Genomic DNA, 16,961 nt, shown 5'->3' with positions numbered 1-16,961 from the left:
ATCACGCACCTGGCCGCCGAGTTCCGCCACCCCTCCCGCGACCTGCCCCGCGCCACCGCCGCCGCGGTCTGCGTGGTCGGCGTCCTGTACCTCCTGGTCGCCTTCGCGATCATCACCGTCCTCGGCCCCGCGGCCGCCACCGCGGACGCCCCGCTAGGCGAACTGATGGCCAAGGGCCTGGGCGGCGGCGCCCGCTGGCCCGCCGCCATAGCCGCCCTCCTATTGACCATGGGCACGATGAACGCCTACTACGCGGGCGCGGCCAAACTCGGCGCCGCCCTAGGCCGCGACGGCGCCCTGCCGTCCTGGCTGGCCCGCGGCAGCGTCGCAGGCCAAGTCCCCAGACGAAGCCTGGCCGTCACGTCCGCGATGTCATTCGCGGCGTTGGCAGTAGTCGCCGCCACCGGCCTGGGCCCCGAACCCCTAGTACTGCTGACAACAGGCTCTTTCGTCACCGTGTACGCAATAGGAGTGGCGTCCGCCATCCGCCTTCTCCCCCGCCGCACACTGGCCCGAGCCTCAGCATTCGCAGCACTCTTCGCAGTAGCGGTCCTACTCCTCATGACAGGCCGCTACCTGATCTGGCCCGCCGCAATGACGGCAGCAGCCCTGACCTACCTCCACCTAAAGAACCGCGCCAACCCACCGCCCACGCCCAAACCAGAGGCCGTCGAACTCACCCCGTCCTGAGTCGTCCGCTCTCCGCCAGCAGCGAGGCAGCACGCCGGACGGCGTCAGGGTCGGCCACGGCGAGCGACTCCATGAGGCCGTCCAGGTCGGGCGCTGAGATCAGAATGCGGCCGATGGCCCGCCAGACGCCCGAACCGTCCGGCATGATGGCCCACTCGGGGAACAGGTGGTGGAGCAGCAGCAGAGCGACGCGCTCGTCCATCGTCTCCTCACGGCGATCGGTCCCGAAGGAACCGGTCGATGATCTGCGCGGTGCGCTCGATGTCGCCTCCGCAGTGGCACAGGAACCCGCCCCACCCGCGACGTGCCTCGTGGAACGCCCACCCGCCACCGGGCACGGCCAAGACGGTGAACGTGGTCGCGGCACGGCCCGACCCGTAGACCCGCAGCAACGGCGTACGGACCGCGACGACCTCCGGACGGTACGTCTTCACACACCGCCACCCACGCTTCTCCAGCGCGACCGCGAGCAGATCGAGATACCGCAGGGCCGTGTCCCGATTCCGCTCGGTTCGCCATTGCAGAAAGCGGAAGCGGAGCGTCCGCCGGACCTGGTAGCGAGAACACCGTCCGCGAGCTGGAGCGAATCCTGCGGTACTGGGGCGGGAACCTGCGCCACTACGAGCTGAAGCCCGGCGACGGCTCGGTCATCTACGACTCCGGATATGGCGAGGTCGGCGCGTGGCGCGTCACCTCCCCGGACGGCTCGGAGGACGCGGACGGCCCGGAGGGCGCGGCGGCGACGGCGGAGCCGGAATGAGGCGGAAGGCGATGAAGGCCGGGAGGCTCTCCAGCTTCGCGTGATCCTCGGGATAGCGATCCGCCATTTCGGGGACGGGCCGGGGCTCCAGAAGCTCCTCGATGAGAAACCCGGCCGCCCGGAACTCGGCGCAGATCGCGGTCAGCGGACGCCGCCAGGCCCGGATCGGCCAGTCCCGCTCGGGGCTCAGCGATTCCTCGACGGGTTCCTCGGTGAAATAGGAGCCGCCCAGGCGCGCCCATCCCGTGGTCGGATGCTCGGTCGACAGGACCAGCGCGCCGTCCGGCGCCAGGATGCGGCGGAACTCGCGGAGCAGTGCCTCCCGGTCATCGATGTAATGCAGCGCCAGGGCGAACACGACCAGGTCGGCGGACCCGTCCGGCACCCAGGACAGCGGTTCGGACAGGTCGTGGACGCGCAGGTCGGCGCGGCCCCCGCAGCGGGCGCGGGCGAGGTCGACGAGGGTGGGGCTGACGTCGCAGCCGGTGACGCGGGCGCCGCGGTCCAGCAGCTCGCGGGCGTACAGCCCGGGGCCGCAGGCCGCGTCGAACACGGCGAGTCCGGCGACGTCACCGGCGAGACCGAGCACGGCGGGACGGTCGTAGAGGGCGTTGTAGGCGCTGTCCTCGGCATGGGCGGCGTACTCGTGGGCGAAGCGCTCGTACATGCCTCCGATCGTCCCCGAGGGATCAACAAGTTATGTCAGGAATCCGTCCGTCCGCTGTCAGAGGCGGGCGCGCCGGCGCCCCGCCTCACGGCTCCGCGACGGTCGCGCCGCCGGTCGCGGCCTCGCGCTGGGCCTCCCGCTGGGCGTCGCGGGACTCCTCGGCGATGCGGCCGAGCCGTTCGACGCGCTCCTCGTCCCGGGTGAGGTTCTCGCCGCTGGACGGGTCGAAGATGTGGATTCTGGACGTGTCGAGCCACAGCTCCGCCTCGCGCCCCGGCCTGATCTCGCTGGAGGCGTCCAGCGCCACGACGGCCTGCGTGCGGAGCTGGTCGCTGTCGAGCTCGCGGGACAGGGCGCGGAGCTGCGCGGCCAGATCGGCGGGCGCCTCGTACGGGACGTAGGCGTACTGCTCGTTGCCCAGCCATTCGGTCACGTCCACCCGCGCGCGGACGATGCTGCCGCGCTGCCTCTTCTCCTCGCTGACCAGCGACGCGTCCTCGAAATGCTCCGGGCGGATCCCGACGAGCACCACGTCGCGGTCGCCCGCGGCGGCGACCTTGCGCTCGTCGTGCACCTCGAACCGTCCGAGCGGAGTTTCGAGGAAGGAGCCGTCCACGGACGCGGGCAGGAAGTTCATCGACGGCGACCCGATGAACCCCGCCACGAACAGGTTGACGGGCTCCTCGTACAGCTCGCGCGGGCTCCCGACCTGCTGCAGGACGCCCATCCGCAGCACCGCGACCCGGTCGCCGAGCGTCATCGCCTCGGTCTGGTCGTGCGTGACGTACACGGTCGTGACGCCGAGGCGCTTCTGCAGCCGCGAGATCTCGGTGCGCATCTGGCCGCGGAGCTTCGCGTCCAGGTTCGACAGCGGCTCGTCGAACAGGAACGCGTCCGCCTGCCGGACGATCGCGCGGCCCATCGCGACGCGCTGCCGCTGGCCGCCGGACAGGTTCGCCGGCTTGCGCTCCAGATGCTCGGTCAGCTCCAGCAGCTCGGCGGTCTCGGTGACGCGGCGGCGCACCTCGTCGCCCGGCTTCTTCGCGAGGCGCAGCGGGAACGCGATGTTCTCGAACACGGTGAGGTGCGGGTACAGCGCGTAGTTCTGGAAGACCATCGACAGGTTCCGCTCGCGCGGCGCGACCTTGTTGACGACCTTCTCGCCGATGAGCATGTCGCCGGACGTGATGTCCTCCAGCCCGACGATCATCCGCAGCAGCGTGGACTTCCCGCAGCCGGACGGGCCGACCAGGATCATGAACTCGCCGTCCCGCACGTCCAGGGACACGTCGTTCACGGCCGGGAACCCGTCGCCGTACTTCTTGACGATGTTCTTCATGGTGATGGCGGCCATGGCTCTCCCTTGAACTCAGCCCTTGACGGCGCCGGACGTCAGCCCGGCCACGATGCGGCGCTGGAACGCCAGGACGACGATGACGACCGGGACCGTGACGACCACGGCGGCCGCGCAGATCGCGGTCGTGGGCTGCTCGAAGTAGGACTCCCCGGTGAAGAACGCCAGCGCCGCCGGCACGGGCCTGGCCCGGTCGGTCGAGGTCAGCGAGATCCCGAAGACGAAGTCGTTCCAGCAGAAGAAGAAGGTCAGGATCGCGGCGGTGAACACCCCGGGCGCGGCCAGCGGGACGATCACCTTCCGGAACGCCTGCCAGGACGTGGCGCCGTCCACCTGCGCGGCCTGCTCCATCTCCCACGGGATCTCGCGGAAGAAGGCCGACAGCGTCCAGATCGCCAGCGGCAGCGCGAACGAGATGTACGGGATGATCAGGCCCGGCCAGGTGTCGTACAGGCCGATGTTGCGCCACAGGTCGAACAGCGGCCCGACCAGCGAGACCACCGGGAACATCGCGATCGCCAGCGCGAACGACAGGATCAGCCTCTTGCCGGGGAACTCCAGCCGCGCGATCGCGTACGCCACGAGCGTCGCGAACACCACCCCGACGAACGTGGCGATCAGCGAGATGCCGATCGAGTTGATCAGCGCCGAGGTGAACAGGTCGGTCTTGAAGACGGTCTCGTAGTTCTGCCAGGTCCAGTCCTGCGGGAAGAACCCCTGGACGTTGCCGATCTCGCTGGGCGTCTTGAACGACAGCATCACGATCCACAGGATCGGGAACGCCGTCCACACCAGGATCAGCAGCGACGCGACGATCCACAGCGCCTTCGAGCGCCCCGTCTCCATCACCGATCACCTCGCACCTGGGAAAGATCCACGCGGAACCCCTTGATGAACACGGCCGCGATCAGCACCACCGACAGGAACAGCAGCACGCCGACCGCGTTGCCGAGGCCGAGCGCCGTCCGGGTGATGATCTGCTGGTAGGTGAGGAACGACAGCACCTGGGTCTTCTCCTGGCCCGCCGTCATGATGAACACGTTGTCGAAGATCCGCCACGCGTCCAGGGTGCGGAACAGCACCGCGACGAGGATGGCGGCCTTCATGTTCGGGATCGTGACGCGTTTCAGCCGCTGCCACGCGGTGGCGCCGTCCACTGTCGCCGCCTCCCCGAGGTCGCGCGGCACCTGCGCGAGACCGGCGAGGAGCAGCAGCGACACGAACGGCGTCGTCTTCCAGATCTCCGACAGGACGATCACGAACAGCGCGGCCCAGCGGTCGGAGAACCAGGCGTAGTCGCCGAGCCCGAACCACGAGTTGACGAACCCGGACTGGACGTCGAACGCGTACTTCCACGCGAACGCCGAGATGACCGTGACGATCCCGTACGGGAGCAGGATCGCGGTCCGGACCGTCCGGCGCCCGAACACCGCCCGGTGCATCACCACGGCCAGCCCGAAGCCGATCACCAGCTCCACGCCCACCGTGACCACCGTGATGATCAGCGTCGTGACGACCGTCTGCCAGAACAGGGGGTCGGTCAGCGCGGTCGCGTAGTTGCCGAGGCCGACGAAGCGCCGGTCGTCCGGCGCGGTGAGCCGGTAGCTGAACAGCGACTGGTACAGGGCGCTGCCCAGCGGATACGCGGTGACCAGCAGCATCACGACCACCGCGGGCGCGGACAGCAGCAGCCCGAGCCTGCGCTCACCCCGCTCCCGGTCGGAGATCTCCGCGCGCGTGGGGGGCCGCCCGCTCTTCGGCGCCGTTTCGACGGATGTCATCCGAACACCTCCGTTAGAGCCATCGGGGCCTCAGAGCAGGGCCTTGTCACGCAGGACCTCGCGGATGAACCTGGCGGACTCGCGCGGCGTCGTGTTCGGGTTCACCGACGCGGGCGGGTGCCAGCGGTTCTGGATGGCGCCGGAGACGTCCGCGTAGTACGGCGTGGCCGGACGGGGCGCGGCGGCGGCGATGGAGTCCCGCATCAGCGGGGCCATCGGGAACTCCTTGAGGATGTCCGGATCGTCGAAGATCGCGGGACGGGCCGCGACGTTGCCCTCGTCGAGCATGTACTGCTTCATGCTCGCCGGGGACGTCATGCAGCGGACCGCCTCGATCGCCAGGCCGTCGCGGTGCTCCCCGTACGCGCTGACCCCGATCTCGATGCCGCCGAACGGGGGCTTGCTCTCCTGCTGCGGGTTCACCCGCGGATAGCGCGCCCAGCCCAGGTCGCTGACGATGTTCTTGTTGATCGCGCCCGCGTCGGCGTCACCCTTCTCCGCGCGCCAGACGTAGCCCCAGTTCAGCAGGAAGCCGCCGCGCGGGCCGTTGATCGTCGCCCGGGACTGCTCCTCGATGTCGGTGGACAGCGTCGGCCCCGCCGCGGTCGACCGGGCCAGCTTGCCGATGATCCCCGCGGCCTGCCGGCCCGCCGGGGAGTCGATCTCGATGGCGGCCTCGTCGCCCTTCTCCGCGTCGCTGATGATCCGTCCGCCGGCGGACGCGATGAGCGCGTTGATCCACACCATGTAGCCCTCGTACCGGTTGCCCTGCACGCCGATCGTGGTGTTGGTGCGGACGGCCGCGTCGATCAGCTTGTCCCAGGTGAAGTCGGGGGCGTTCGGGTCGATGCCCGCCTTCCGCGCGACCGACTTGCGGTACCAGAGGAGCTGGGTGTTCGCCCAGAACGGCGCCGCGTAGAGCTTGTCCTCCCAGGTGGAGCTCTGCACCGCGGAGTCGAAGACGCCCTCGGTCAGCGGCTGCGCCTCGCTCGCGGTGAACGGGCGGAGGAACCCGGCGTTCGCGGCCTCCGCCACGAAGACGGGGTCCAGGCTCATGAGGTCGACGCCCGTGTCCTTGGCCGCGAGCCGCCTGATCAGCTGCTCGCGCTGCCCGCTCGCGTCGCTGGGCAGCAGCGAGGTCTTGATCCGGTACTTGCCGCCCGCCGCCTTCGTGCACGCCGCGGCGATCTTCGCCTGGCCACCGTTGTCCGGGTTGACGTACCAGTTCAGGGTGGGGATCCCGCCGCCGCCCCCGCATGCCGTCAGCCCTCCGGCCAGCAGCGCGAGCGCGACCCCGGCCCTCAGCGGCCCCGCGCGCGCCACTCGTGCGGCTCGCGTGACTCGTGCGAATCGTCCGACTGGTCCGACCATCGGGCCTCCCGAAGCCTCCCACCAGGAGCGACACTTCGCCGGGCCGCGTCCGTGGCGGTTCGAACTCCATTCGATCATCGGATTCCGTGACTGTCGAGATCCAAAGAGTGATCTAAAGAGACCGTGTCCCGCGCGTAACAATCTCTTCACAGGCCCCGGCAGGCGCTCTTATCACACCCGCACAGCTTGATCAACACTGCCGGACCCATGACCCTGCCAAGGGCAGGCGATGGAGCGGACACCCATATCAAGAACGGCGGTGGCGCCGTTGCCCAACGGGCCCGTCGCTCCTTTCACCCTCGCTCCTTTTCGCTCTCCGCCATTCGACTTCAGTCGGGGTCGTAGATGTAACCGTGGTAAACGACACCCTTGATCGTCGTCCGGATCGGGCGGAAATGCACGGGAGGCAGCTCACAAAAGCCGCTGCAGACGACTTCGCGGAAGATGTTCCTGGAAACGATCAGCGCGACGTTCCGTTCCGGATGGACGATCAGGTACCGGCGCAAAGGGCGGGCGTCGAGCAGCCGGCTCACGACCACCGGGGCACCTCCGGCCGGTCCGAAGGACGCCTCCGGTCCCATGATCAGAGCGCCGTGGTGGAGCGCGAGCCGCACGCGCAGGCGGCGGTCGAGGGGGACCTTGCGGTTCGTCTCAGCGAGCGCGCGTTCGAGGGCCGGGGCGTACCTGCCGACGACCGTGACGATGTCGTCGTCCGGCAGGACGTCCAGTTCGCCGTCGCCGCTGACCTGCTGCGTCCAGCGTTCCCGGTCGAGCCCGGCCTCGCTCGCGGCGACCTCCATCGCGGCCAGCAGGTCCGTCTGGGCCTGGACCTGCATGCGGGGTGACCGGACGCTGTAGCCCATGATGTCGATGGCCAGCAGCGGACGGAAGAGCAGCGGTACGGAAACAACTGTCATGGCGCCCCACCCGAATGGCCCGTAAGATCGGTCAGACTCGGTCGAGTCGCCTTCAGGGTCCCATCTTAGAAGGTCGCCAGGAAGCCATTATCTGCCGGTCAGAGCGCAGAATGCCACATGGCAGGAGGCTACCCGGCGCACGGCCACGGAGCATCCTGTGACTTGCCCATTCGCGCGCCGGGCGAACCTGCTGGTAATGGATTTCAGATGCCGAGCCACAAGACGTTCTGCCACCTGGCACGGCGACAGTTGAGAATACCTGTCTTTCCGGCCATATCTATGTTCGCGGTATACAGGAAGGCGCGGAGGATCGCGAACCCCGACCGACCCGCGAGCCCTCCGCGCCTTCGCCCATGGGGGGCGGTCAGCGCTGGGTGCTAGTAGCCCCCGCCCGTCCCGTAACCGCCGCCGTAGCCACCGTTGCCGTTCCCGTTGCCGTTCCCGTTGCCGTTGCCCGAGCCCGAGCCCGAGCCGGTGCCCGAGCCGGTGACGGCGGCGCGCTTGCCCGCCGGGGTGGTGGCCCACCACACGCCGCCGACACCCTGGCCGTTCACGTCACCGGGCTGCTCGTCCTTCTCGTAGTAGTACATGGGCCAGCCGTTGATGGTGAGCTGGCACTTGCCGTCGTCCTTGCGCTCGATGAAGTCGACCAGCTTCCGGTCGACGCCTTCGACCTTCAGCTTCTTCCAGCTCGTGAAGACGACCGGCGGCCACGCCTTCTTGCACGCGCCGAAGCAGTTCGTGGTCGGCGGCTTGTCGGTGTCCTTGTCGAAGCGGTACATCGTGCGGCCCTTGCCGTCGGTCAGGATGAGGCCGAGCTTCGGGTCGTTCCTGGCCTTGACGATCGTCCAGCCCTTCCAGCGGTCGCCCGTCTCCGCCTGCTGCGGGGCGGCCTTCTTCCCCGTCGGGGACGCGGCGTACCAGGTGCCGCCCACGCCCTGGCCCTTCACGTCGCCGAGTCCTTCGTCCTTGGCGTACCGGTACAGCGGCCATCCGCCGAGCGTGACCTGCCACTGGCCGTCCGGCCGCTTGACCTTGCCGACCAGCGACTGCTTCACGCCGTCGACCTCCGGCTCCGCCTCGGTCGCCATGACCGGCGGCCACGCCTTGGCGCACGCCTCGGCGCATGTGGACGCGGGCGGACGGGCCGTGTCGTTGTCGAACCGGTAGAGCGTCCTGCCGTCTCCGTCAGTGACGACCTTGCCGAGCCGCGTGAAGTTGGCGACCTCCAGCGCGGTGGGCTCGGGCGCCGGTGGGGCGGACGGATCCGCCGAGGGATCGGCGGGGGCCTGCCCCGGGGCGCCGGCGGCGGCGTTCTGCTGTTTCCCGCCTGTCTCCTGCCCGCATGCGGTGAGCACCAGCCCGGACGCGGTCAGCGCGGCTGCAGCGGGAATCACCCAACGTGGGATCTTCATTGTCGTTTGTCCTCCGTGTCGTCTGAGTCCCGGCTCCGGTTCCAGGTCCCGTACGCCGATCGGGTCGAGCTGCCGCACCGCTCTCCCGGATCGAGGAGCAGTACGGTGAATCCCTCGGTACGGGTTCAATCCCCCGGAACCGGCCGCCCGCGGGCCGGGTCAGATGCACAGTTGGTTCCATCGATGGTTCGCGAGGCAGGCAGCAGTGACCACCGGCGACGACTCCCCCGCGGACGCCCCGATCCACCCGAGCAACCCGATCGATCTGAGCAAGAACCGGCCGCCCGCCCCGGCCCCGGAGCGGGCGGGCCCGGCGTGGATCGTGATCCCGGCGCGCGTGCTCGCACTGATCGTGCTGGTGCCGTTGCGGCTGGTCCATGACCTGGTCGTCGTGACCGCCCGGGCCGTCCGGGCGGTGTGGAACGGCGTGCTGCGGGCGCCGGGGTGGCTCGCCCGGCTCATCGGCCGGATGCTGCGCGGGCTCGGCCTCGCGCTGTACCGCCGGCTGCTCGCCCCGCTCGGACGGCTCCTCGGTCTCCTCGTCGTCCGGCCGCTGCGGTGGCTCGCGGTCGTCGTGATCCTCGGCCTCCTGCGCTGGTTCGGTCGCGGCACCGGCCGGCTGGCCCGCTGGATCCACCTTTGGCTGATCGCCCCGGTCGGACGGTTCCTCGCCCTGGTCGGGCGCGGGCTCGCCTGGGTCCTGGGGCTGCTCCTGCTCACACCGCTCAAGGCGCTCGGACGCGGCCTGCTCTGGCTCCTGTCCCTCCTCGGCCAGGGATTCGCCCTGCTGGTCAAGGGCATCGGGCTGCTGATCGGCGTGCTCGTGATCCTGCCGGTCGTGCTGCTGTGGCGGTACGTCCTGCGTCCGCCGCTGGCCGCCCTCGCCTGGCTCGGCCGGGGCATCTGGCGCGGGCTCGCCTGGCTGGGACGCGGCACCCGCTCCGTCCTCGGCGCGCTCGGCGGGCTGCTCGCGGCCGGGTGGCGCGCGCTCGCGGCGGCCCTCGTGTGGTCGTGGCGACTGGTCGGCCGGTGCCTCGCGTGGCTGGTGCGCGTCCTGATCGTCCTGCCCGCCCGGACGGTGTGGCGGTACCTCCTGGCGCCGGTCGTCGCCGGGTTCGTGGGGACGTGGCGGCTCGCGGCCCGCGTCCTGCGCTGGCTCTGGCGGACGCTCGTCGTCGTCCCGGCCCGGGTCCTGATCGTCGCGCCCGCGCGCTGGGTCAGGGCGAGCGTGTTCCGCCCGATCGGCCGCGGCGTGCGCGAGACCTGGCGGGCCGGCGTCCGCGAGCCGGTGCGGGCCGCCCGCCGGACGATGCGCGAGGCGGGCCGCGACGTCCGCCTCCAGCTCCGCCGCACCTTCCGCGGGCACTGACCGCCGCCGCCGCTGTACGCGACACCGGGCGCCACCCCGCCGCGGACGGCTGCGATACTTGCGGACGATGTACCGACTCCTCTTCGCACTGGTCATCGCTCGGGTTCCGGCGGAGACCGTCCATCACCTGACATTGCGCGGGCTCCGCGCGATCCAGTCCGTGCCCGGGGCCGCGCCGCTGCTGAGGCGGCTGCTCGCGCCCCGCGACCCGGCGCTGGCCGTGCGCGCGCTCGGGCTGGACTTCCCGTCCCCGCTCGGCCTCGCCGCCGGATTCGACAAGGACGCCGTCGCGTACGAGGCGCTCGGCGCGTTCGGGTTCGGCCATGTCGAGATCGGCACGGTGACGGGACGCCCGCAGCCCGGCAACCCGCGCCCGCGCCTGTTCCGCCTCGTCCCCGACCGGGCGGTCATCAACCGGATGGGCTTCAACAACGAGGGCTCGGCGGCCGCCGCGCACCGGCTGCGCGGCCGGGGCGCCGCCGCCGGGACGATCGTCGGGGTCAACATCGGCAAGACCAAGACCGTCCCGGAGGCCGAAGCCGCCGCCGACTACGTGGCGAGCACCGAGCGGCTCGCCCCGCACGCGGACTACCTCGTCGTCAACGTCAGCTCCCCCAACACCCCCGGCCTGCGGAACCTGCAGGCCGTCGAGCACCTCCGCCCGCTGCTGGCGGCCGTGCGCGAGGCGGCCGACCGGTCGTCCACCCGCCGTGTCCCGCTCCTCGTCAAGATCGCGCCGGACCTCGCGGACGACGACGTCGACGCGGTCGCCGATCTCGCCGTCGACCTCGGCCTGGACGGCATCATCGCGACCAACACCACCATCGCCCGGGACTCCCTGCTCAGCCCGCCCGCGCTGGTGAAGGAGACCGGCGGGCTGTCCGGCGCGCCGCTGAAGGACCGCTCGCTGGACGTCCTGCGCCGCCTGCGCGCCCGCACCGGCGACCGGCTCGTGCTGATCTCGGTCGGCGGCGTCGAGACCGCCGACGACGTGTGGGAACGCGTCCGCGCGGGCGCCACCCTCGTCCAGGCGTACACCGGCATGATCTACGGCGGTCCCTTCTGGGCCCACCGGGTCAACCGCGCCCTGTCCCGCCGCCTCCGCGAGAGCGCGTTCCGCACCCTCCCCGAAGCCCGCCGCTGACGAGGCGACGGCGCGCCCGCCCACCCGGCCGCCCGGCCGGCCGGCCTTGGCCGCTACGTGAAGAAGCCGTCGGCGATCAGTGCGGGCAGGACGGCATCGGCGTGCGCGCGGACCTGTGCCGGGTCCATACCGGTGAGTTGCGCGATGGCGTCCAGCAGCGGGTCGAGGGGCAGCGAGCCGTCGCAGACGCCCGCGAGGGCCGCCTCGACCGTCCCGACACCGGCGGCGCGGCGGAGCCGTCCGGTCTGGCGCAGCACGATCCGCTCGGGGTCCTCGGCGCCGGGCGGGCCGATCTGCTCCTGGACGAGCCCTGCCGCCGCGCCCACCGTCTGTCCACAGGCTGTGGAAAACTCGTCCGCCTTGACGAAGCCGTCAAGGACGTCCTCGACGTAGGCGCCGACCGGATGATCGACGGCGTGCCGCAACTCCTCGACCCGGACGGCGCCCCGCTCACCGCGCCTCAGCGTGATCCACCCGAACCCGATCCCGGTGACGCCGTTCCGCTCGAAATGGTCGAGCCACGCCTCGTACCGGACGCGGTACTCCGGCGTCCCCGCCTCGCAGGAATCCCGGAGCCACAACTCAGCGTATTCCGCCGGATCCTGGACGTCCCGCTGGACGATCCACGCGTCGCACCCGTCCACCCACGAGCCGACGCGCTCCTCCCAGGGAACGCCCTCGACATGCAGCCAATTCGCCAGGAGCTGGCAGTATCCGCCCTCGGTGAGGTGGTCCGGAGCGTCCGCGACGAGCCGCCGGCAGAAGTCGTCGCCCGGCAGGCCGGACTCCCGGTAGGTGAAGCGGCGGTCCCCCGGCGGCGCGACGACGAACGGCGGATTCGACATGATCAGATCGAACCGGCGTCCCCCGACGGGCTCCAGCAACGACCCTTCGAGGAACTCGGCCTCGCGCTCCGGCGCCCCGGACAGCGCGAAGCTCATCCCGGCAAGATCGAGAGCGCGCGGATTGACGTCCGTCGCGGTGATGCGCGCGCGAGGATTCCGGCTCGCGACATGCACCCCCTGGACGCCGCACCCCGTCCCGACATCGAGCACGTTATCCACAGCCCTGTGGACAACCAGCCGTGCCAGGTTCCCGGACGCGCCGCCCGCGCCCACCACATGATCCGCCGCCGGGACGCCCTCCGCCCCCGGCCGGACCTTGAGATCGGACACGGCGAACCCGGCATGCCCGCCATGCCCGCCGACCGCTTCCAGCGGCTCGACACGCAGCCGAGCCCGCACCTCCCCACCGGACGCCTCCACCAAGCCCGCGGCGACGAGAGCGGCGAGCCCGTCCGCCTGGAGCGCCGCCGCGTCCACGGGCACCTGCAACCAGAACAACCGCGTCAGGGCCTCCAGCGGCGAGCCGCCCCCGGTCGCCCGCAGCGCCGGGACGATCTCGTCCCGCGCGAGCGCACCGCCCGCGACGGGCCCGAGCAGCTCCCGCACACCGGCGACCGTGTATCCGGCCCCGGTCAGGAGTTCACGCACACGAAGAAGATCGGCCACCCGCCCATCCTGCCCGTCCGGGAACCGGGGCGCCGGTCAGCCGAGGTAGGTCTCGAAGCCCTTGGCCAGGGATTCGGCGATGCGCTGGCGGAACGGCGCGCTGGACAGCTTGGCCGCGTCGCCCTTGTTCCGCATGTTGCCGCATTCGATGAACACCTTCGGGACGGTCGACAGGTTGAGGCCGCCGAGGTCATCGCGCCGGTCGATGGCGTTCTCGCCGAGGTAGTTGGAGTACGGGATGCCGGTGCCCGCGCGGTAGGAGTCGCGCAGCGCCATGCCCAGCTTCGCTGACCGCGACACGATCGCGGCGTTCCCGCCGACGGCGATCGGCTCGATGATGTGGAAACCGTGCCCGGACGCGGACGTCCCGTCGGCGTGGACCGACACGGACGCGTCGGCCCTGAGCCGGTTGCCGATCGCGGCGCGCTCGGTGATGCACGGGCCGACGCCCTTGTCGTCCTTGCGCGTCAGCGCGACCTTGGCGCCCTTCGCGCGCAGGAGCTTCGCGAGCCGGTTGGAGACGTCCCAGGTGAAGGCGTGCTCACCGTAGCCTGCCGCGGTGCTGGTCCCGGTCGTGTCGCACGCCTTGCTGCCGTTGCCGATCTTGACCTGCCTGTTGATCTGGGCCGGATGGCTGGCGTTCCCGCCGTTGTGCCCGGGATCGATGACGATCACCTTGCCGTCCAGCGCGGACGAGCCGCCGCCGGGCGCCGGGTCCGTCCCGTCCTCCGGGGCGCCGGAGGCCCTTCCGCCCGCGGTCGGCGGGCTCACCGTCCCGCCGTCGTCGCCGGACGGTTCCGCGGAGGCGTCGCACGCGACGAGCGCGCCAAGGCACAGCGCGAGACCGGCGGCCATGAGGCCGCCTCGATGGATGCGCACCGGCCGTTTCCTCCGTAATGACTTCGTTACCGACCCTGACAGTCTGCACACCGGCGGGGGTTCGTCAAACGAAGTCCGGGAAACCCGGCGGATCGGCCGACAGAACGGCCGCGGAACGGCCTGCGGGTTCAGACGAGTGGGTCGTCCTTGCCGAGCAGGGCGGCCAGCGCGCGCGCCTCGTCCGCGTCCAGGCCCAGGACCACGCGGGGGCGGCCCCACGGGTGGTCGATGGAATGGGCGACGTAGCTGGCCACGGACTCCGAGACCTGCTCGGCCAGGCCCCGCGCGTGCCGCCATTCCGACCACGCGCGTTCCAATTCGCTCGCCGCGCGCTGCGCGCACGACACCAGTTCCGGATCACGCACGACTGAACCCCCTAGTGGACTTTCCGTGTCCGCTCGGCGGCGTCCCGCCCAGGCGGCCTCCCCTCAAGGCCACCCGGACCCATCCGCCGGACGGTGAGTCCCATTAACCCGCCGGCGACGGGTCGCGGGCCGGCGAATGCGGCACTCTTGGCCGGCCCCTTACCTGGAGCGCACCGGTTCTTACCCGACACGCGTGCCCGCCTTCTCGCCCGGCGGGCACGGGCATGCCGAAGGGCCGGCCGTCGCCGCCGTGCCGGGCGCATGGCCGGGCACGAGCGCATGGCCGGGTACGGCCACGGCGGCCGCCGGGGTGGGTCGGACCTTGGGAGCGGTTCGAGGCGGGGGGACGGTCCCTGTGACCAGGGCTCACAGGGTGGGAGCGGGCCCCGTCGTCGAACGGACCACCAGGTGCGGGACGACCAGGTTCTGCCGGGCCACGCGGGCCGGGTCGCCGATGCGCGCGGTCAGCATCTCGGCGGCCACCCGTCCCATGTCCCGGCGGGGCTGGTCCACGCTGGTCAGCGAGATGTGCCGGATCGCCGCGAGGTGGGTGTTGTCGTACCCCACGATCGACAGCTGCGCCGGCACCCGCATCTCCAGCTCGTCGGCCGCCGACAGCGCGCCGGTCGCGACCAGGTCGTTCGGCGCGAAGATGGCGGTCGGACGCGGGTCGCGGCGCAGCAGCGCGCGGGCGGCGCGGTAGCCGCCGTCCTCGGTGAAGTCGCCGGGCTCGACGACGATCTCGTCGGCCAGCCCGTGCCGGTGCATCGCCTTCTCGTACCCGTCGCGGCGGTAGCGGGCCGTGGTGGAGCGCGCCCCTTCGATGTGCGCGATCCGCCGGTGCCCGAGTTCGACGAGATGGTCGACGGCGAGGCTCGCGCCGAGCTCGTCGTCGTCCACGACGATGTCGACGCCGACGACGTCGCGTTCACCGACGACCACGACCGGCACGCTGGCCGCGGCCTCCTTGAGCGACTCGGGGACGACGCTGAGCAGCACCAGCCCGTCCACGCGCATCTCCAGGAACGCCTCGACCGCCTCCGCCTCGAACAGCGGGTCCCAGCGGCCGCTGCCGACGAGCATCCGCAGGCCGGCACCGTGCAGGCTCTCCTGGAGCCCGTCGAGGAACTCGGCGAAGAACGGGTTGTGCAGGTCGGCGACGATCGCGCCGATCAGCCTGGTGCGTCCTTCGACGAGGCTGCGGGCCACCGCGTTCGGGCGGTAGCCGAGTTCGCGGGCGGCCTGCAGGACGGCCTGCCGCCGCCGTTCGCTCACATGCGGTGAGCCTCGCATCACGAGGGAGACGAGCGATTTGGAGACGCCGGCGCGTTCGGCGACGTTGCGGATCGTCGGCTTCGGCGCGGGTACGGCTCTGCCCTCGTCGCGTCTGGCGGGAGAAGGCTCGGTGCGCGGCCTTGGCACCGCGTTCTGTTCCCGCATGTTCTGCGGGGGATTCGCCTGATCAGCTGACATGGCACTCCGTCCAGGGGGACCTGTGGGACCTGCCTCGACGGCGCGCGGCGGGATCTGTAACGCGCCGTCCTCCACTCGAGGGGGAGTTGCCATGATGCCGCGCCTTTCCCCCATACCGCCGCAACAGTGAGTAACGGGCATCCGACAATGGTGGTTCGGGCCTGTGGTGTTCGGTATCACAGTGAGGGCGGAGCGTGATCAAGGTCGATGAAAAGCCCGTTCCGCCCCCTTTTGGCGGGGCATGGGGGCGTCCTGGCTCGGATACGCTGCCCAGGTGGGAGATCGCGCGGTGGCCGGCAAGGCGCGTAGCCGGCAGAGCGGCGGCCGTGGCCGCCGCAGGCTCAGCGTCGACGAACGCCGGGACGAGCTGATCGAGGCGGCGCTGCAGCTGTTCAGCACGCGGTCGCCCGAGGACATCTCGATCGACGACGTCGCGGCCAGGGCGGGCGCCTCCCGCGCGCTGGTCTACCACTACTTCGGCGGCAAGTACGAGCTGTACATCGCGGCGCTCGGCAGCGCGGCGAAGAAGCTGTCGGTGCTGCTGGAGCCCCCGACGGAGGGCAAACCGCTCGAACGGCTGCGGATCTCCCTGCGCCGCTACTTCGACTTCGTGGAGAGCCACGCGGCCGGTTACACCGCGTTGCTGCGCGGTGGCCCGGCCGATCGTTCGGGTGAGGCCGGCGAGATCGTGGACGGCATCCGGCAGCTGCTGCTGGACCGGATCCTGCACTCGCTGGACGTCGAGACGCCGCAGCCCATCCTGCGCATCACGCTCCGGGCCTGGATGGCCGCGGTCGAGACCGCCGGCCTGGACTGGCTGGAGAACCGCGACGTGCCCCGCCCTCAGCTGGAGGGTCTGCTGGTCGACCACCTGGTGGTCATGTTCCACGCGGCCGGACGCCACGACCCGGGCACCGGCAGGCTGTTCGACCGCCTGGCCCAAGAAGAAATGGGCTGAACCCCGGAAAGAGATGGGCTGAGCCCGGAAGAGATGGGCTAACGGCCTAGTCAGGACGTGCTTTCCGGCCCGGGCGGCTTTGCTTTTGGACGCTTTACCCAAGAGTGACGGGCAACGTCCTAAATGGAGACTCTGTCCTCATGTGGACAAAAAGTCACCCATGTCCAAAATTCCTCGCACGTCAGCGGCACTTTGGGCCGCTGAGCCGGCCACCCGTTGCCCTTGGGGCCGGGCACTGGACGCGCCGGACCCCAAGGGCAACGCGGGTGAGCACGGCTACAACGGCCATCCCCCCAAAGCCATGACC

Annotated in this window: 17 protein-coding genes; 4 read left to right on the top strand and 13 right to left on the bottom strand. The window is 70.9% G+C overall.

The genetic code is table 11. From position 1 onward, the window contains the following. Positions 1 to 690 (top strand): APC family permease (locus tag ETD83_RS18265; protein WP_138646333.1); only part of this gene is annotated, 690 nt, incomplete at its 5' end. On the opposite strand, the gene ETD83_RS18260 is transcribed toward ETD83_RS18265, so the two are convergent. The 9 genes from ETD83_RS18260 to ETD83_RS18215 all read right to left on the bottom strand — a co-directional run bounded on the left by ETD83_RS18260 (position 677) and on the right by ETD83_RS18215 (position 8,955). Next, entirely contained in the window at positions 677 to 892 is a 216-nt protein-coding gene (locus ETD83_RS18260) for a hypothetical protein (protein WP_138646332.1), read from the bottom strand. The genes ETD83_RS18265 and ETD83_RS18260 overlap by 14 nt on opposite strands. A 7-nt stretch (positions 893 to 899) precedes the next feature. After that, positions 900 to 1,124, bottom strand: coding sequence for a hypothetical protein (locus ETD83_RS18255; protein ID WP_138646331.1), 225 nt, complete (start codon positions 1,122 to 1,124; stop codon positions 900 to 902). A 255-nt stretch (positions 1,125 to 1,379) separates the two neighbouring features. Continuing rightward, on the bottom strand, positions 1,380 to 2,117 hold the full coding sequence (locus ETD83_RS18245; protein ID WP_138646330.1) for a class I SAM-dependent methyltransferase: 738 nt from the start codon (positions 2,115 to 2,117) through the stop codon (positions 1,380 to 1,382). An 85-nt stretch (positions 2,118 to 2,202) separates the two neighbouring features. Further along, on the bottom strand, positions 2,203 to 3,471 hold the full coding sequence (locus ETD83_RS18240; RefSeq protein WP_138646329.1) for an ABC transporter ATP-binding protein: 1,269 nt from the start codon (positions 3,469 to 3,471) through the stop codon (positions 2,203 to 2,205). Between the two features lie 15 nt (positions 3,472 to 3,486). Next, on the bottom strand, positions 3,487 to 4,317 hold the full coding sequence (locus tag ETD83_RS18235; protein ID WP_138646328.1) for a carbohydrate ABC transporter permease: 831 nt from the start codon (positions 4,315 to 4,317) through the stop codon (positions 3,487 to 3,489). Beyond that, positions 4,317 to 5,252 (bottom strand): carbohydrate ABC transporter permease, encoded by a 936-nt coding sequence (locus ETD83_RS18230; RefSeq protein ID WP_138646327.1) that lies wholly within the window; start codon positions 5,250 to 5,252, stop codon positions 4,317 to 4,319. Before ETD83_RS18230 ends, ETD83_RS18235 begins: the two co-directional genes overlap by 1 nt. Positions 5,253 to 5,282: 30 nt before the next feature. Continuing rightward, complete coding sequence (locus ETD83_RS18225; protein WP_205717741.1) at positions 5,283 to 6,575, bottom strand: extracellular solute-binding protein; 1,293 nt, start codon at positions 6,573 to 6,575, stop codon at positions 5,283 to 5,285. A 377-nt stretch (positions 6,576 to 6,952) separates the two neighbouring features. Then, on the bottom strand, positions 6,953 to 7,540 hold the full coding sequence (locus ETD83_RS18220; RefSeq protein ID WP_138646325.1) for a hypothetical protein: 588 nt from the start codon (positions 7,538 to 7,540) through the stop codon (positions 6,953 to 6,955). Between the two features lie 377 nt (positions 7,541 to 7,917). Next, positions 7,918 to 8,955 (bottom strand): hypothetical protein, encoded by a 1,038-nt coding sequence (locus tag ETD83_RS18215; protein WP_138646324.1) that lies wholly within the window; start codon positions 8,953 to 8,955, stop codon positions 7,918 to 7,920. Positions 8,956 to 9,160: 205 nt separating this feature from the next. Here ETD83_RS18215 and ETD83_RS18210 point away from each other — a divergent pair, with 205 nt between their 5' ends. Together ETD83_RS18210 and ETD83_RS18205 are read left to right on the top strand one after the other, a co-directional pair. Then, positions 9,161 to 10,324, top strand: coding sequence for a hypothetical protein (locus ETD83_RS18210; RefSeq protein WP_138646323.1), 1,164 nt, complete (start codon positions 9,161 to 9,163; stop codon positions 10,322 to 10,324). A 67-nt stretch (positions 10,325 to 10,391) separates the two neighbouring features. Then, a complete protein-coding gene (locus ETD83_RS18205) occupies positions 10,392 to 11,468 on the top strand; it encodes a quinone-dependent dihydroorotate dehydrogenase (RefSeq protein WP_138646322.1) in 1,077 nt (358 codons plus the stop codon). Positions 11,469 to 11,521: 53 nt separating this feature from the next. On the opposite strand, the gene ETD83_RS18200 is transcribed toward ETD83_RS18205, so the two are convergent. From ETD83_RS18200 to ETD83_RS18185, 4 genes are all read right to left on the bottom strand, one after another. Beyond that, the gene (locus ETD83_RS18200; RefSeq protein WP_230420999.1) at positions 11,522 to 12,961 is read right to left on the bottom strand and encodes a N5-glutamine methyltransferase family protein; all 1,440 of its coding nucleotides are present in this window, start codon (positions 12,959 to 12,961) and stop codon (positions 11,522 to 11,524) included. Between the two features lie 54 nt (positions 12,962 to 13,015). Beyond that, positions 13,016 to 13,858 carry an N-acetylmuramoyl-L-alanine amidase gene (locus tag ETD83_RS18195; protein WP_230420998.1) on the bottom strand — a complete coding sequence of 281 codons (843 nt, stop codon included), beginning with the start codon at positions 13,856 to 13,858 and terminating at the stop codon, positions 13,016 to 13,018. 128 nt (positions 13,859 to 13,986) lie between these two features. After that, a complete protein-coding gene (locus ETD83_RS18190) occupies positions 13,987 to 14,223 on the bottom strand; it encodes a hypothetical protein (protein ID WP_138646320.1) in 237 nt (78 codons plus the stop codon). Positions 14,224 to 14,589: 366 nt separating this feature from the next. Next, complete coding sequence (locus ETD83_RS18185; protein WP_230420997.1) at positions 14,590 to 15,696, bottom strand: LacI family DNA-binding transcriptional regulator; 1,107 nt, start codon at positions 15,694 to 15,696, stop codon at positions 14,590 to 14,592. A gap of 274 nt (positions 15,697 to 15,970) precedes the next feature. Between ETD83_RS18185 and ETD83_RS18180 the strand changes: the two genes are divergently transcribed. Beyond that, complete coding sequence (locus ETD83_RS18180; protein WP_230420996.1) at positions 15,971 to 16,654, top strand: TetR/AcrR family transcriptional regulator; 684 nt, start codon at positions 15,971 to 15,973, stop codon at positions 16,652 to 16,654. Positions 16,655 to 16,961 lie beyond the last annotated feature (307 nt).

The sequence above is a fragment of the Actinomadura soli genome (genome assembly GCF_005889715.1).
Taxonomy (GTDB): domain Bacteria; phylum Actinomycetota; class Actinomycetes; order Streptosporangiales; family Streptosporangiaceae; genus Spirillospora; species Spirillospora soli.
This window is presented reverse-complemented; position numbering and strand designations above follow the sequence as displayed.

Bases quoted from the DNA above. Each gene is read 5' to 3' on its own strand.
- ETD83_RS18260 (WP_138646332.1), bottom strand. From the start codon at position 892: ATGGACGAGCGCGTCGCTCTGCTGCTGCTCCACCACCTGTTCCCCGAG.
- ETD83_RS18245 (WP_138646330.1), bottom strand. From the start codon at position 2,117: ATGTACGAGCGCTTCGCCCACGAGTACGCCGCCCATGCCGAGGACAGC.
- ETD83_RS18240 (WP_138646329.1), bottom strand. From the start codon at position 3,471: ATGGCCGCCATCACCATGAAGAACATCGTCAAGAAGTACGGCGACGGG.
- ETD83_RS18235 (WP_138646328.1), bottom strand. From the start codon at position 4,317: ATGGAGACGGGGCGCTCGAAGGCGCTGTGGATCGTCGCGTCGCTGCTG.
- ETD83_RS18230 (WP_138646327.1), bottom strand. From the start codon at position 5,252: ATGACATCCGTCGAAACGGCGCCGAAGAGCGGGCGGCCCCCCACGCGC.
- ETD83_RS18220 (WP_138646325.1), bottom strand. From the start codon at position 7,540: ATGACAGTTGTTTCCGTACCGCTGCTCTTCCGTCCGCTGCTGGCCATC.
- ETD83_RS18215 (WP_138646324.1), bottom strand. From the start codon at position 8,955: ATGAAGATCCCACGTTGGGTGATTCCCGCTGCAGCCGCGCTGACCGCG.
- ETD83_RS18205 (WP_138646322.1), top strand. From the start codon at position 10,392: ATGTACCGACTCCTCTTCGCACTGGTCATCGCTCGGGTTCCGGCGGAG.
- ETD83_RS18185 (WP_230420997.1), bottom strand. From the start codon at position 15,696: ATGTCAGCTGATCAGGCGAATCCCCCGCAGAACATGCGGGAACAGAAC.